Source organism: Candidatus Similichlamydia laticola (assembly GCF_003339615.1).
GTDB classification, from domain to species: domain Bacteria; phylum Chlamydiota; class Chlamydiia; order Chlamydiales; family Parilichlamydiaceae; genus Similichlamydia; species Similichlamydia laticola.
In genome coordinates, this window is the sequence record NZ_QQBG01000005.1 from 1 (window position 1) to 13898 (window position 13898).

A 13898-nucleotide genomic window follows, 5' to 3' on the forward strand; every position below is an offset into this window, starting at 1 on the left:
ATGCGAGCAAACTTAAAACAATTTCCTATCGTGGCGATTTGTACCAAATTGGGCGGAGGTGGCGGAATGGTAGACGCGCTACTTTGAGGTGGTAGTGAGAGAATTCTCGTGAGGGTTCGACTCCCTCCTTCCGCATAAGAGATAGGGAGGTTGTTTTTTTGCGTGTTTTCTATGTTCATGAGGAAAGTCTTCCCTCCAAGAGCCGTCTTGGGAGACACGTCTACGGTGTAGGTTGTGGGCTGGCTGATTGGGGCTGCGAGGTTTGTCTCGTCCTCATGCGCGGTTCGGGTACGGTTGAGGAGATGCATGCCTTCTACTCAGAAAAGAAGCCAAATCAACCTCTACAAAGGCTCAAGGTTTGGCCTGTTTTCTCCTTGGCTCCCCTAATGCGTCATTTCGGCGTGGACAGCAGCTGGCCTATGTTGCCCCTAACAAGATCTGTAATTGACTGCATTCAGCCGCATGTTTTGCTCTGTTCAAGCTGGGAAGCGGCCTCTTTCTTTCTCCAAAGGAAGGATGCTGAAATGCGTTACGTTCAGGAGTTATTCACTCTCCCTTTTTATTCCCAAGAGAATGAAGCCTATCAGACGATTAGACTCCAAGACCAAAAGAAGATCATTCAACTCAAGCAAGTTCTCCATGCCGTTGATCTCGTTATCGTACCGACTCAGGAGATATTGCAGCAGCTTCAAAAGCCGCCCTATTTCATTAGAGAGACCAAGATCAAAGTTTTACCGTTTGCCTCTTCGGAACACTGCTTACCAAGAAGAATAGATCTGGACGACTCTTTCATCAAATTATTTTATGTCGGCGACCTTGATGAATCAAATGGTCTTGAAGATCTGGCCTATGCCATGGAAGGCATGGTCGACTTCGAGCTACATCTTGTCACACAAGACATAGAGCGAATACAGGAGACACGAGACCTGCTCGAACCCATTCTTGGGCCATCTCATCTCTTTTTTCATAACCCTCTTCATCCGGAAGAGAGGAGGGAGCTACTTTCCCAAGCTAGTGCCTTTGTCGCTCCCTTTCGAAGAAACTCTCCTGCCCTTTATGAAGGCCATCCCTCACTGCCTGATTACATGGCATGGTGCCGTCCTATCCTTGCCCCTCACTTTCCTGTCATCCGCCATCTTCTTCCTAAGGGGCCCTGGGAAGGTCTTTTGTATGAACCTGGATCGATTGAGGCGCTACAAGCAAAGTTACAACTTCTGCAGAACACAACCTATCGCTTTATGATCTCGGATAGTCTTTATGAGTGCCCCTTGGAACAGTGTTCGCAAAGAAGTCGGACACACCATCTCAAACGTCTTCTCCAAATATGTCGATCATCCTAGGTATTGACCCAGGAACGTTCCTGACCGGTTACGGTGTATTGGAAAATGGCAATATTCTAGACTGGGGCCTTCTTAAACCTCCTGCCCGTTCCAGTCCGTATCGGCGACTCCTCCTGTTAGGAGAAGCCTTTCGCTGCCTGTTGGATCAATACCAACCAACCAAAATTGCCCTCGAAAAAGCATTTGTTGGCCCACATGCACGCTCAGTGATTTCCCTCTCTCAGCTCAGAGGTGTTTTCATCTTCTTGATTCAGGAAAGAAATATTGCCTTAGAAGAGTACAGCGCAACGAAAGTTAAGTGTCTTTTCACGGGAAAAGGAGGAAGTCGAAAACAAGATATGATTCAAGCTGTTTCCAAATGTTTCGGGCTTAACGCGGATCGACTTAACGATAATTGCGCTGATGCTCTGGCTCTTGCATACTGTTCCTTCCTTTCTGCGAGAGAGCCCGGACGAGAAAAATGATCGAAAGTATAGAGGGAGAAGTTCTTCGATTGTCTGGAGACCTCGTCTCCCTTCTTGTTGGCCCACTCTGCTTACAAATCCACTTCTTTGGGCAGCAGCCTCTTCTCCAAAAGGAGCATGTTCTTCTCTACACGCATCTTGCCTGGAAAGAGGATGGCCCTCAACTCTATGGCTTCACATCACACAAAGAACTACAATTGTTCCAGGAACTTCTCAAAATTTCAGGCATAGGGCCTAAAACAGCCGGCTCCCTCATCAAAACTTTGGGGACCTTTGGTCTTACGGAGGCAATACGCCTACAAGATTACAATGCCTTAGCCCAAGTCCGTGGCCTTAGCAAGAAAAGCGCACAAAGAATTCTCCTGGAATGGCAACCGACACCCTTAGATCACCCTATTTCCTCTTGTCCTTGGACACACGAAGCCGAACAAGCCTTGGTCGGTCTCGGACTTATTAAGAAGAAAGCAAAGCAATTAGTCCAACAGACATGGGCACAACACCAGAATGTGCTCTCTTTAGAAGAGTTTCTCGGCCTGGTTTTAAGGCAGCTTCCCACACGTGGGATACGTTACACTCTTTCCCCAGAAGAATAGACAGATAAAGATCTACCAGCTACCCTCTCGGCCTTTTTTCCCTTTCAGAAAGGCAAGACATGGAGACATCTCTCTACCTCATCTCATCTACGCCCACTCTTTTGGATCCTCCATGCTCCGAAGGACAAGAAGAGACCATCCTGAAAGAGGATATCCCCCTGAACTGTTCTTTAGAGCTCTCTGATTGGAACTTATTGATGCAAGAATTGCTTTTAAAAGAAGTTGAGATTTGTTTAGGCCTCGAACTCTAATCTAACTGAAGTGACGACAAAAGGGACATGCGACCCCATCGTGTCCCCGACTACGACAGATCTTCCTTCCGACTGCAATCATTTGTAGGTGAGTTTTTACCCACAACTTCTCTGGGAAAAAGGCCATTAAGTCGCGCTCGACCCTCTCCCGCGACCTGGCAGATGAAAGCTGCCATCTCCTCGCACAGCGAAATACGTGGGTATCCACGGGAAAAGCCGAAACGCCAAAACATTGAGATAAAACGACAGAAGCGGTTTTTCTCCCTACTCCCGGTAGAGCCTCTAAAGCTGAACGCGTAGCCGGAACAGTACCATTATGGAAGCGAATAAGTTGTTCAGAGAGTAGCCAAATAGCTTTTGCTTTTTGTCGGCTCAAGCCACAAGGTCTGATGACTTGTCGAATCTCTTCGATCTCCAAGCCAACCATCCCTTCTGGAGAATCAGCCAATTCAAGCAAAGTGGGTATGACTTGATTGACTCGACTGTCAAAGCAACGCGCAGAAAGAAGAACAGCCAGCAAAAAACCATAAGGATGGGGAGCATAAAGCGTCGGCTCCGGTTGAGGTGCGTGGGCATCCAATAACTGAGTTAAAAGAGCAAGATGTCTAAGTGGATGCCTCTGATTCATACAACCGAACAAAAAACCTTCTATTGAATCGGAGAAAAGCCTCTCGAGTGACGGGAGTACTAGACATCTTCAATCCCTCAACAGTAGACACGAAAAACATCTCCTTTCCTTTGGAATCGAACCCCGCCTCGTCATCATAAGAAAAAGCAAAGAAAAATTTCTGTTTTTTTTGGTTGTTCCAACAATTTAAGGCCCCTAAATAGGCCAATTCATCCTTTGCTCCCAAACCCTGAGAGAGAACAGCCTGGTGAAACTCTTGAGAAGACTTCAAGTTGAAAACAGGCAGCTCCAACTCTCCTGATGTGTTCTTGTAAACAAGTACAGCATGATCCTCAGAACGACGAATCAAGAGGACCACTTGAGATGGAACAAAAGCCTCCCGCTCACACCTTTGCAAAACAGCGTGTTGCAAAGCCTCCCCTAATGGGGCACCAAACCAAAACGCCTCAAGGGCCCGAGAGCAAACAGGCAACATCTTGTAATAACTCGCTTCCAAATAGGCTGCGAGGGTGGCGTAAACAAAAGTAGAGGAGACCTTAATAGGGAGATCTGGAGCCATTCCCAACTCTCCCCAAATGACCAACATTCTTGTCACGGCCTGGAAAGGCGCCTCTAGGTCTAAAGAACACAGTAAACCGCCCAATTTGACCTTCGGTAAAGAGACCTGAGAAGACAAAATTCTTTCCGCGGCTTCTGGTATGCTTTCACAAGAAAAAGCAAAATCGTTTGGAATTTCAAAGAATCCTGGAAGGCCACTCTTTTGTCGACGCTGCAGAAGAACGGCTTCTGATCGGTAATGCAAAACAATCCCTAAAGCGAACCTGGATATAGATTTGTTCTGAAACAAATCGGGCCAACTTGTCCGAGAAAAAAAGGGAACGGACTCTTCAAAAAGGAACACGTAGTCAAGCTCAGACATTGGGAGTTAATCTCCACTTGCTCTATACTGATTGCCTTTATCTATGACAAGTCTGACGGTTGACCCTAGGGCTTTCCCGATTCTTTATGTGAAACTATGTTCGGTTTACTTAGGAAATTATTCGGATCCGCTCAGGAAAGGCGCCTCAAAACGTACTGGAAAAGCGTCGAGAAGATTAATGTAATTGAGAGGGCCCTTCTAGAGGAGCCTGCGTTTGATCCCGTTGCAAAAACACTCGAACTGAAAACGCGTTATCGTGGGGGCGAAAGTTTAGAAAAACTGCTTCCTGAGGCCTATGCTTCGGTCAAGTGGGCATGTCGTCAATTGTGTCACACCTCGATCCAATGTATGGGGCAAACTGTGCTTTGGGATATGATTCCCTTCGATACGCAGCTGCTCGGTGGTATTGCTCTACATTTTGGAACAATTGCAGAAATGCAAACTGGAGAGGGGAAGACATTGACGGCCGTTCTTCCTTCCTATCTTCATGCTCTTTCGGGCGAGCCTGTCCACATCGTGACAGTCAATGATTACCTAGCCCAACGTGATTGTGAATGGAACTCTTGTCTTTTCGACTTGCTAGGCGTTTCCTGCGGCTTTTTGAAAAATGACATGTCCCCTCCAGAACGCCAAAAGGCATACAAGAAAGATGTTCTATACGGGACAGCATCAGAATTTGGTTTTGACTACCTTCGAGATAACTCTGTTGCCATGGTCAAGCAAGAGCAGGTTCAAGGGCAGCGATCTTTTGCTATCATCGACGAAATTGACTTCGTCTTGATCGACGATGCGCGAACTCCCCTTCGCATTTCGGGACCTAGTCGCTCTAGCGGGCATCTTTACGGTGAATTGCGTGAGCACGTGGCAGAGTTGGTCACGTCTCAGAAAGAAGTTTGTAATCGTATTGCTAATAAGGGATGGAAACTACTTCAGGAAGCTGGAGCAACGGACGTTGAAATGGACAGTTTCAGCAAAAAGAGGCTGAAAGAAGAAGAAGAAAAAATCCAAGAAGGTGTGCGTTGTCTGTGGGTTGTCAGCAAAGGAACACCCAAAAACAAGATTTTGAAAAGAGCCAAGGAGCTCCCTTTTCTTCGAAACAGGCTTGATCAACAAGATTTGCAAGCATATGGAGAAACAGCCAAAGAAATTCGCTCCTATTTGGAGTCACAACTTTTGATTCTTGTGGACGAACGTTCGAATGATTTTGAACTAACAGACAGAGGCATCAAGAAGTGGATTTCCATGCAGAAAAAGGAAAAGGAAGAGCACCAAGAAGCAGATCAGTTCGAAATGATCGACCTAGGAGCAGGACTAGCTCAGATTGACGAGCTTCCCATTGAATTGCATGAAAAACTGCAGCTCAAAGCCGAGCTCTACAAAGAGGATGCCCTCCGAAAAGAGAGGATGCAAAACCTGACCCAGCTCTTGCGCGCCCACTTGATGATGGAACAGAACGTGGACTACATCGTCCAAGACCAAAAAATTGTTATTATCGACGAGAATACCGGCCGGGCACAACCTGGCCGTCGTTATTCAGAAGGGCTGCATCAAGCTCTCGAAGCTAAAGAAAACCTCCCGATTCAAGTAGAAACTATTACCTACGCCACGATTACTCTTCAAAACTATTTTCGCATGTATAAGAAGCTGTCTGGGATGTCTGGAACGGCCGAAACAGACGCTCAAGAGTTTAAGGATATCTACGGGCTTGAAGTTTTACCTATCCCCACTAAATCTCCTTGTGTACGTCAGGAGATGGACGACCAAGTCTACATGACAGAACGCGAGAAGTATGCTGCTATTCTACATGAAATCAAAACAGTTCACTCTCAAGGGTGTCCCATCCTTATTGGCACGCGTTCCGTGGATGAATCGGAAAGGATGTCCCGTCTACTCTCCCATAATGGACTAAGACATACCGTTCTCAACGCCAAGCACCATGCAAGAGAAGCTGAAATTATCAGTAAGGCCGGCATTGCTAAGGCGATCACTATCTCAACAAACATGGCGGGGAGAGGTACGGATATCCGTCTAGGAGAAGGCGTGGCCCAAGCAGGCGGACTCCATGTGGTTGGCTCCAGACACTTCAGTCGCAGGAACGATCGACAACTCATCGGAAGATGCGCTCGGCAAGGAGATCCAGGTTCTTCTGTCTTTTTTGGCTCTTTTGAAGACGATTTGATGCGTCTCTTTGCCTCTCCCAAAATGTTGCAAATTATTGGACGATTTCGCCCACCTGAGGGAGAAAGTATTTCTGCTCCTATGTTGACCCGAGCTATTGAAACAGCCCAGAAGCGTATCGAGCAGCGTAACTACGCAATCCGGAAACACACGCTTGAATACGACAACATTACATCAAAGCAGAGAGAACATGTTTACGCCCTGAGACAGGGTCTTATTTCAGGAGAGGAGGATATCTTTTCCTTCGTAGAACATGCTCTTTCTCGAGGATGCGAGGAGAAGATAGCAGAATGTTTCCTTCAAAATGGAAAAACTTGTTCAGGGGAAATTTGTTCAAACTGGATCAAAAATTATTATCCTGTTTCTTGCACAAATGACATTTGGAAACAGGGAAGGGTGAAACAGTACGAGGCTTTTCAAGCTATTGAAAAAGAAGTTTTACAACTCTTTGAGGAGAAGTTATCGCTTCATGAAGCTTTACAAAAGAAAAACCATCCTCTTCCTTTCGACCTGAAGCAGGTTTTGCATTGGTGCGCCGTTAAGAGACTAGACCATTTGTGGCAATACCATTTGCAAGCTATGGACTATCTCCGTGCGGAGCTTCCCCTCCGTGTCGGTAATTATCGAGACCCCCTGCTTGAGTTCAAGCATGAGGCCCTTTCACTCTTTCAAGAAACGATCCATCGGTTTTACTATCTTGTCGGACTGGATGCTTTGAAAATGGATACGATGGTTTCTGAAGCTCCAGCGATAACATAGGATCCCTTTGCATGCAAAAAAGTAGGCAAAATCTCCCTTCGTTTCTGGCTATCGACGAATGTGACGGCATCATCTTGATGCATCGTGATTCCCATTTCGGAGGCTCTTTTCCAGAAATGGTGCGCTATTACGAGCAAGAGGGCAAGGGAGTGCAGCCAGAAATCTGCCTCGACCAGATTACGCGTCTAAAAGAGGTCGAGAAAGAATTTGGTGGTGATTTAAGCGAACTTTTTCTTTCCCCCTCCCAAAAGAGGGATGTGAAACAGGCCCAAAAAACGTATTCCCTCCTTCGGTCTGTCTATGAGGAGAACCTGGCAGATCCCGTGCCCGCTCTCATTGCAGACCTTCTTCTCTCTGAGGAGATGGAACCAGAAAGAGAAATTCAAGCGATTGTCCGTTCCGGAGAAAACGCCGTACATGCCTTAATTGCTCTTTTTGAATCGGAGCTTTTTCACTCCTCTCTTTTTCCTGGATATGGATTTGGTCCTGAACTTGCTGCCAGGTGCCTAGGTGGCATCGGTGATCCTCGAGCCATTGTTCCTCTCTTCAATGGGATCGGAAAAAATGATTTTTTTACAGAAGATGCGATTGTAGAAGCGCTGAAGGGTATTGGAAAAGAGTGTGAGCAATTTCTGGTTCGCCTCTTGCAATCAAAGCCATTTACGGAAGAGAACGAGCACGCTGCGCTCGCCTTAGTCCATTTCCGTGACCGCTTTGAGGTAGCCAGAATTGCCATAGAAATGCTACTCAGTGGGGAGTGGAACGAGCACCTTTCCTTCTGCAATTACTTGATCATGATCGCCGGGGGATTGGTAGGAACTCACTTAGAGTACCGGCTTGATCAACTGGCTGAAATGGAAAGCTTGCCCCCTCTTCTTCGGCAAGACTTAAAAAGCATCCATGGCAGGTAACTTTCCAAAGGCCTCTATTCCATCCCAGTAGAGGCCCTTGTTCCTTGCAACAAATCGAAAAAAATTTGAAATTAAGATAGGCTCGGGCTAGGGGCCTTTCAGGTCGAACGTGAACAAAATCCTAGGTGCAGTCGTCTACATGTTGAAATCATTCCGAGCGAAAATATCGAGTTTCCTGAGCTGCATCATTTGCTCCGTCCTCATTGGCACAACATTGCCTGCTCAAGCGGGCTATTTTAGCGGAAAGAATGTCATTATTCTGACCGGTCTCGATGAGCAAGAGACAAATGAAATTGTTGTTATTTTAAACGGATACGGTATCTCTTCAGAGAAAAAGTTTGTCGCAGGAAGCGGTGCCTCACAGGCTTCTACCTGGTCTCTTGCCGTCGCTGCGAACAAGAAAATGGACGCGTTGGCCCTTCTCAACATGAGAGGCCTTCCCAGGCGTAGAAAGACAAACACCTTGCTGAATTTGTTCAGCAAGCAAGGCCTTGTTTCTTCTGACTTAGCAGAGAAGGTGAGATACCAAGCTGGTCTTGCCGACCAGATTGCCAACACCTTGCGTAAGCTGGAAGGAATTTTGGACGCTGATGTCCAGCTCTCCATTCCATCCGAAGAAAATGTCCAAGGAAGTAATATTCCAGAGCAGAAGGTAACGGCAGCCGTTTACATTAAGCATACGGGCATCCTGGACGACCCCAATGCTTACATGCAACTAAAAATTAAGAGATTAGTCTCGAGTAGCATTCCTAACCTGGAGCCCAACAATGTAACGGTGATAGGGGACCAAGCCATCATTGGTAATAGGCATGCCTCTGATTATTTACCCGAGATGGTTTCTGTTTGGGGGGTTAAACTGGACAAAAGCTCAGCGAGACTCTTTAAAATCGTTGTTGGGCTTCTTATTTTCTTTATAGGTCTCTTTCTTGCAGAGCATGTCTGGCTTGTTTGGAAGTTACAACTGCTTCTCTCTACCCAGGGACTGAAAAAAATGCTGAGCGTCATCCCTCTGAAATTGGAGGACATGGAAGAAGAGAGTGGACCTACTTCCACTCTAGCTGACATGAATGAAAAGACCCCACCAGAAGAAGAAAAAGCCAACCTAGACTCTGAGCCTGGACCAAAGCCTCCTGGCCCGGAAAACTCTCCGAAAGAAAGCCAATCCCCTCCACAGCCAGGAACTGATCGGCTTCCACCCAGGAGGTAGGCACCATGCAACGCCGTTCCGCAGAGCTTGGGTTGAGTCATCCTGTTGAACTCGAGTTCTTTAAAAGTCTCATTCTTAAATTTGCTCCTGACCAAGAGAAGCAATTGTGTGCCCTTCTCCCTGAAGAAGAAGCGAAAGTAGTCTCTAGCTTGAAGACTGTCCCCTTGGATCAATACCCGGACCTGATCCAGGAGCTCAGCTGCTGGCATCCTAAACACGCTCTCCCCTTAACCCAAGGTCTACCTAAATATCTACGCGAAGTTTGGGACAAGATGATGGAGGAGGGTGGTCTTAGCCCTTTCGTTCCAAAAGTTGTCGAGAGAAGTGTCCTCAATATTTTGATTCGCTCAGGTGCGAATCGGGCCCTTTTCGTCGAGAAAAGCCGTTTTTCTCCCCTTTTGAAAACACCCACTTCAGTACTGAAACTTCTTTTTGAATTAGTTTCTTTTCGCCTAATGATGCAATCGAGTCAGTTTCTAATTGCAAAGGAAAAACGCCAAATTTTTTTCGATTATGTCCTGCAACACCCGAATAAAGCTCTTTGGCAAAGCTATTGTGAAGCTTTCTCTAAACGTACGGGACATTTACCAAGCGGCACCCGTTTTATCTGGAGTAAATGGAACGGTGAGAAAAGTGAATTAGATCGCATGACCCATTACATCGGACTTATGAGTCTTGGTATCTGCGTCCACAAGGGAACCCATTTGGCTTTCCTGCTGGGGAAAAGGCTAAAACCTGAAGACGCTGAGATTCTCTTTCAAAATGCCCTTCCTTCTTCTATTCCGAACCACATTATCAAAGATCTACAAAACATCGTCTTTGACAGCATGCAATTTATCCATAAGAACAAACTGGATCAAACGGTCATTGGTGGAGAGCGAGCCCATGTATAACAATAAGAAATTTCTCGTCCTCCCCATGGGACATGAACTGACATTAGCCGTAGATCAGCGTGTCGTCAAAAAAGAAGAATTGGACACAATTCTAAGTGTTCAAGAGGTCTTAGTTCGCGCCCAAGAAGAACTCATCTTCTTGAAAAAAAAGAACCAAGAGACATGTACCCTTCTGGAAAAGCAAGCCGAAGAACGAGGTTTTCAAAAGGGGCTCGATAAAGTTGCGCAAGTAATTGCTGACTTAGAAAGGGCCTCCGAAAATATTCGAACGAGCCTCGAGCCCCTCGTAATTAAGATTGCACTAAAAGCAGCTCAATCTGTTATTGAACGAGAATTGGCAGTTGACCCATCTGCTATATCCGACATCGTGGCGAAAGCCTTGAGATCTGTTGCGCAGCACAAAAATGTAACCCTATTTTGCAATGAACAAGCGCTTGAGATTTTAACAGAAGAGAGACCTCGTCTTCTTGAAATCGTGACCGGCGCAGAACAGTTTAATATTGTGGTGAAGAACGATTTACCTCCGAAAGGGTATATCATTCAGACGGAGCGTGGTATCATCAACCGGGCCAATGTGGACGAGGTATGGGAGAGACTTGAAAAGATCTTTCTTAAGCAAGTTGCCCAGGCCGACACCAGTCATAGACAAGGTACAGAGAAAGGTTCATGAGAAAAGCTCTTCTATTGTTATCCAGCCTCTTTCTGGTCCTTCCTCTCTTAGCGAGGGAGACAGGTGCTTCTTCTTTGAAAGAGACTAAAAAAGAAGAAGGGTCTTCCTTCAAGATCCCAATGTACACCAGCTTGCCTAAGAACTTTAAAGCAGAAGGGACGCCCCCCCTCATTTTTCAGGCGATCATCCTGTCTGCTTTTGTTCTTCTGCCTTTCTTCATGATGTTGCTGACACCTTTTGCTAAGATGGTCATGGTCTTTTCTCTCTTACGCAATGCTTTAGGCGTGCAACAGGTACCTCCTAACCAGGTGATTAACGGCATTTCCCTTCTCTTGAGTGTCTTTGTCATGTTCCCCGTGGGACTTGATATGTACAAGCAGGGCGTTCTTTGGATGAGGAAAAACCCAGCTCCTACCATGGACTCCCCAGCCTTCGGAGGGTTCATTGTTCAGCTGGCACAAGAAGTAAAGGAACCGCTTAGGAAATTTCTAAAGCTCAACTCAAATAAGACCCATATTCGCCATTTCTTCCGTGTTGCCTTCAAGACCGTCCCAGAGGAATTTCGTGAGTCGATCAATATGGAAGGTTTCATGATCTTGATTCCTTCCTACATCACAACCCAAGTAAAGAATGGATTTGAAACAGGCACTCTAATTTTCTTGCCCTTTTTTGTGATTGACATGGTCGTTTCGAATATCTTGCTGGCAATGGGCATGATGATGCTGTCACCAGTGACAATCTCTCTCCCTATCAAGATCTTTCTTCTTGTCATGATTGATGGTTGGACTCTGATTACGAAAGGTCTTATCGATAGTTACCGTCTGTCGTAGGGGGAATCTTATGTTTCAGGCAAAGATTGTTGCCCTTTGTTATCGAGCCCTCGTTTTGATCCTCATGCTCTCTGGCCCTCCGATTGCCATTAGTCTCGTTTTTGGTTTAATGGTTGCCATTTTTCAAGCTGCCACCCAGATTCAGGAGCAAAATCTGGCCTTCACAGTGAAGCTAGTCGCGACTATTCTCACCCTCGTTATTCTGGGTGGATGGTTAGGATCACAAATCTTTTCCTTCAGCATGGAGATCTTTCAAAACCTGCAGAGGATTGTAGCGTGACAGAGTCTGGCACTTTACATCTCCTTGCCAAAGATGTTTTTCTGGCACCTTTCTTCGACTTTGCCCTACCTCTTTTTATCCTCTCCCTCTGTCGTATCTTTCCCTTTGTTCAGCTCTCTCCCTTTCTAGGCTCTCGCAGTCTTCCCATGGTTGCCAAAGTCGGCTTCTCGATCTCTTTAAGTCCTCTAGCGATGTGTTACATGATTGGCAACACAGCTGATTTTTCCTCCAACCTGATGTATCTCTGCATCAAGGAGATCTTTTTCGGCTTCCTCTTAGGTGTGATCTCTTCGGTTCCTTTCTATGTGATGATGATGGCTGGTTCTTTGATCGACCATCAAAAAGGCACTTCAAGCCTTATGTTGACTGACCCTCTTTTAAGTATTCAAGACAGTCCCATCGGAATTATTTTCGTCTACCTCTTAGCTGCTCTATATTGGTCCTCTGGAGCTGCTTTCAAAGCGCTTGATCTTTTACTCGGCTCTTTTAGTCTCTTCCCAGCAGATAAAGGTATTCCGATCCAGATGTTGGAGTCTGTTCAACAGCCTGTTCTGTCTGAGTTCATTCCAGTTATAGGGACGTGTTTCCGTATGGCGATCGAGCTAGTAGCCCCTATCCTAGGATCTCTGCTTATGGTCGATGTCCTTCTTGGGATCACCAACCGTCTCACACCTCAAGTTCAGATTTCTTTCATGGGACAAAGCCTCAAAGCCTTTATTGGACTGCTCTCTTTGGCCCTTTGTATTCAAAGCCTCTTCAATGACATCAAAAAGAAGGGCAACAAGTGGGTAGGTAAAATTAATACCTATACCACTCTTTTGTCTCTTCCTTCTAAGACAACCGATCCAAAATGGAAAGAAGACAAGCCATAAAATGTTCTAAATCACTCTTCTCTGTGTAAACACCGAGAGAAACACGGAGACAGCTTGTTGTTCCAAAAAAAGACATGGCTGGTTGGGCGCAAAGATGACCTGAGCGTACACAAATCCTTTCTAACCCTAGTAAAGTTGCCACATCAAAAGGGTGCAATTTTAAATTTTGCTGCCCATCAAAGCACATCGACACAAGTGAACCCCTCCTGGAAGGGTTTCCCAAAAGACGAATTCGATGATCTCTTGACAGAGACTCAATGAGAAACAGCATCAGTTCTTGCTCGTAGCGATGCACTTCATTCAAATTTAAAGAAGAAAGCCAAGCCAGAGAATGGCTCATCCCGATCGCCTGCACAAAAGGAGGGGTTCCTGCTTCAAAACGAGCTGCACCTTTCTGATAGGTAGCACCCTCCAACGTAACCTGATCCACCATGTGTCCTCCAAAGGACCAAGGCCTCATCTCTTCCCAAAGTCTTTGTCTCCCCCAACAAACTCCCACGCCTGTTGGGCCATACACTTTGTGACCAGAAAAACAACAGAAGTCACATCCAAGAGCAGGTAGAGAAACAGGAAGATGGCCAATCGATTGAGCCGCATCTAAAACAGAAAGAGCGCCACTAGAACGAATGAGAGGGGATAAGACCTCTACAGGTAAAACACCCCCCGTCACATGAGAGACATGGTGCAAAGCAACAACAGCAACTGTTTCATCTAGAAAAGAAGGGAGACGTTCTAGATCGATCTCTCCAGAGGCTAAAAAGGGAAGATAGCCCAATTGGTAACCATTTTCTTTAGCCACCTCTTGCCAAGGGACTAGATTGGCATGATGCTCCAAAGGGGTAACAAAAAGGCGGAAACGACCATCGTGTCTCCTTTCCACAGGAGGACAGAGAGCTCGAGCCAAAGCATTAAGTCCTTGTGTTGTTCCTGAAGTAAAGACCACCTCTTCTGGAGAAGAGGCGCCCAAAAGAGAAGCAATCGTCCGACGAGACTCCTCGTAAAGATAGGTCATCTCCTCTCCTGCAGGATAGACAGAGCGATGTACGGGAGCATAATGAGAATAGGAAAAAAGCGTCTGTTCAAGGAGAGAGGCAGGTTTCTGT

At 46.2% G+C, this 13898-nt stretch carries 15 protein-coding genes and 1 tRNA gene; 13 read left to right on the forward strand and 3 right to left on the reverse strand.

Going from position 1 to position 13898, the window contains the following annotated elements; genetic code table 11:
- Positions 1–52: 52 nt before the first annotated feature.
- The 5 genes from HAT2_RS00175 to HAT2_RS00195 all read left to right on the forward strand — a co-directional run bounded on the left by HAT2_RS00175 (position 53) and on the right by HAT2_RS00195 (position 2648).
- Positions 53–135: transfer RNA gene (locus tag HAT2_RS00175), tRNA-Leu, on the forward strand.
- 23 nt (positions 136–158) lie between these two features.
- Positions 159–1340 carry a glycosyltransferase family 4 protein gene (locus HAT2_RS00180; RefSeq protein ID WP_114544036.1) on the forward strand — a complete coding sequence of 394 codons (1182 nt, stop codon included), beginning with the start codon at positions 159–161 and terminating at the stop codon, positions 1338–1340.
- Positions 1325–1804, forward strand: coding sequence for a crossover junction endodeoxyribonuclease RuvC (locus tag HAT2_RS00185; protein WP_114544037.1), 480 nt, complete (start codon positions 1325–1327; stop codon positions 1802–1804). Before HAT2_RS00180 ends, HAT2_RS00185 begins: the two co-directional genes overlap by 16 nt.
- On the forward strand, positions 1801–2397 hold the full coding sequence (ruvA, locus tag HAT2_RS00190; protein WP_114544038.1) for a Holliday junction branch migration protein RuvA: 597 nt from the start codon (positions 1801–1803) through the stop codon (positions 2395–2397). Before HAT2_RS00185 ends, ruvA begins: the two co-directional genes overlap by 4 nt.
- Positions 2398–2456: 59 nt before the next feature.
- A complete protein-coding gene (locus tag HAT2_RS00195; protein ID WP_114544039.1) occupies positions 2457–2648 on the forward strand; it encodes a hypothetical protein in 192 nt (63 codons plus the stop codon).
- Between the two features lies 1 nt (position 2649).
- On the opposite strand, the gene HAT2_RS00200 is transcribed toward HAT2_RS00195, so the two are convergent.
- Together HAT2_RS00200 and HAT2_RS00205 are read right to left on the reverse strand one after the other, a co-directional pair.
- The gene (locus HAT2_RS00200) at positions 2650–3276 is read right to left on the reverse strand and encodes an endonuclease III domain-containing protein (RefSeq protein ID WP_114544040.1); all 627 of its coding nucleotides are present in this window, start codon (positions 3274–3276) and stop codon (positions 2650–2652) included.
- On the reverse strand, positions 3254–4195 hold the full coding sequence (locus HAT2_RS00205; RefSeq protein WP_114544041.1) for a hypothetical protein: 942 nt from the start codon (positions 4193–4195) through the stop codon (positions 3254–3256). Before HAT2_RS00205 ends, HAT2_RS00200 begins: the two co-directional genes overlap by 23 nt.
- 96 nt (positions 4196–4291) lie before the next feature.
- Here HAT2_RS00205 and HAT2_RS00210 point away from each other — a divergent pair, with 96 nt between their 5' ends.
- The 8 genes from HAT2_RS00210 (at position 4292) to HAT2_RS00240 (ending at position 12795) form a co-directional block, all read left to right on the forward strand.
- Entirely contained in the window at positions 4292–7132 is a 2841-nt protein-coding gene (locus tag HAT2_RS00210; RefSeq protein ID WP_114544042.1) for a preprotein translocase subunit SecA, read from the forward strand.
- An 11-nt stretch (positions 7133–7143) separates the two neighbouring features.
- Entirely contained in the window at positions 7144–8043 is a 900-nt protein-coding gene (locus tag HAT2_RS00215; RefSeq protein WP_114544043.1) for a HEAT repeat domain-containing protein, read from the forward strand.
- Positions 8044–8182: 139 nt separating this feature from the next.
- Entirely contained in the window at positions 8183–9250 is a 1068-nt protein-coding gene (locus tag HAT2_RS00220) for an EscJ/YscJ/HrcJ family type III secretion inner membrane ring protein (RefSeq protein ID WP_147267443.1), read from the forward strand.
- A gap of 5 nt (positions 9251–9255) precedes the next feature.
- Positions 9256–10143 (forward strand): hypothetical protein, encoded by an 888-nt coding sequence (locus HAT2_RS03795; RefSeq protein ID WP_181860256.1) that lies wholly within the window; start codon positions 9256–9258, stop codon positions 10141–10143.
- Positions 10136–10813 carry a FliH/SctL family protein gene (locus HAT2_RS00225; protein WP_181860257.1) on the forward strand — a complete coding sequence of 226 codons (678 nt, stop codon included), beginning with the start codon at positions 10136–10138 and terminating at the stop codon, positions 10811–10813. The genes HAT2_RS03795 and HAT2_RS00225 overlap by 8 nt, the downstream gene beginning before the upstream one ends.
- Entirely contained in the window at positions 10810–11643 is an 834-nt protein-coding gene (gene sctR, locus HAT2_RS00230) for a type III secretion system export apparatus subunit SctR (RefSeq protein WP_114544046.1), read from the forward strand. The genes HAT2_RS00225 and sctR overlap by 4 nt, the downstream gene beginning before the upstream one ends.
- Before the next feature lie 10 nt (positions 11644–11653).
- Positions 11654–11923 carry a type III secretion system export apparatus subunit SctS gene (sctS, locus tag HAT2_RS00235; protein ID WP_114544047.1) on the forward strand — a complete coding sequence of 90 codons (270 nt, stop codon included), beginning with the start codon at positions 11654–11656 and terminating at the stop codon, positions 11921–11923.
- Entirely contained in the window at positions 11920–12795 is an 876-nt protein-coding gene (locus HAT2_RS00240) for an EscT/YscT/HrcT family type III secretion system export apparatus protein (RefSeq protein ID WP_181860259.1), read from the forward strand. The genes sctS and HAT2_RS00240 overlap by 4 nt, the downstream gene beginning before the upstream one ends.
- On the opposite strand, the gene HAT2_RS00245 is transcribed toward HAT2_RS00240, so the two are convergent.
- The coding region (locus HAT2_RS00245; RefSeq protein ID WP_114544049.1) for an aminotransferase class V-fold PLP-dependent enzyme at positions 12755–13898 on the reverse strand (1144 nt) is incomplete at its 5' end. The two genes, HAT2_RS00240 and HAT2_RS00245, sit on opposite strands and share 41 nt — an antisense overlap.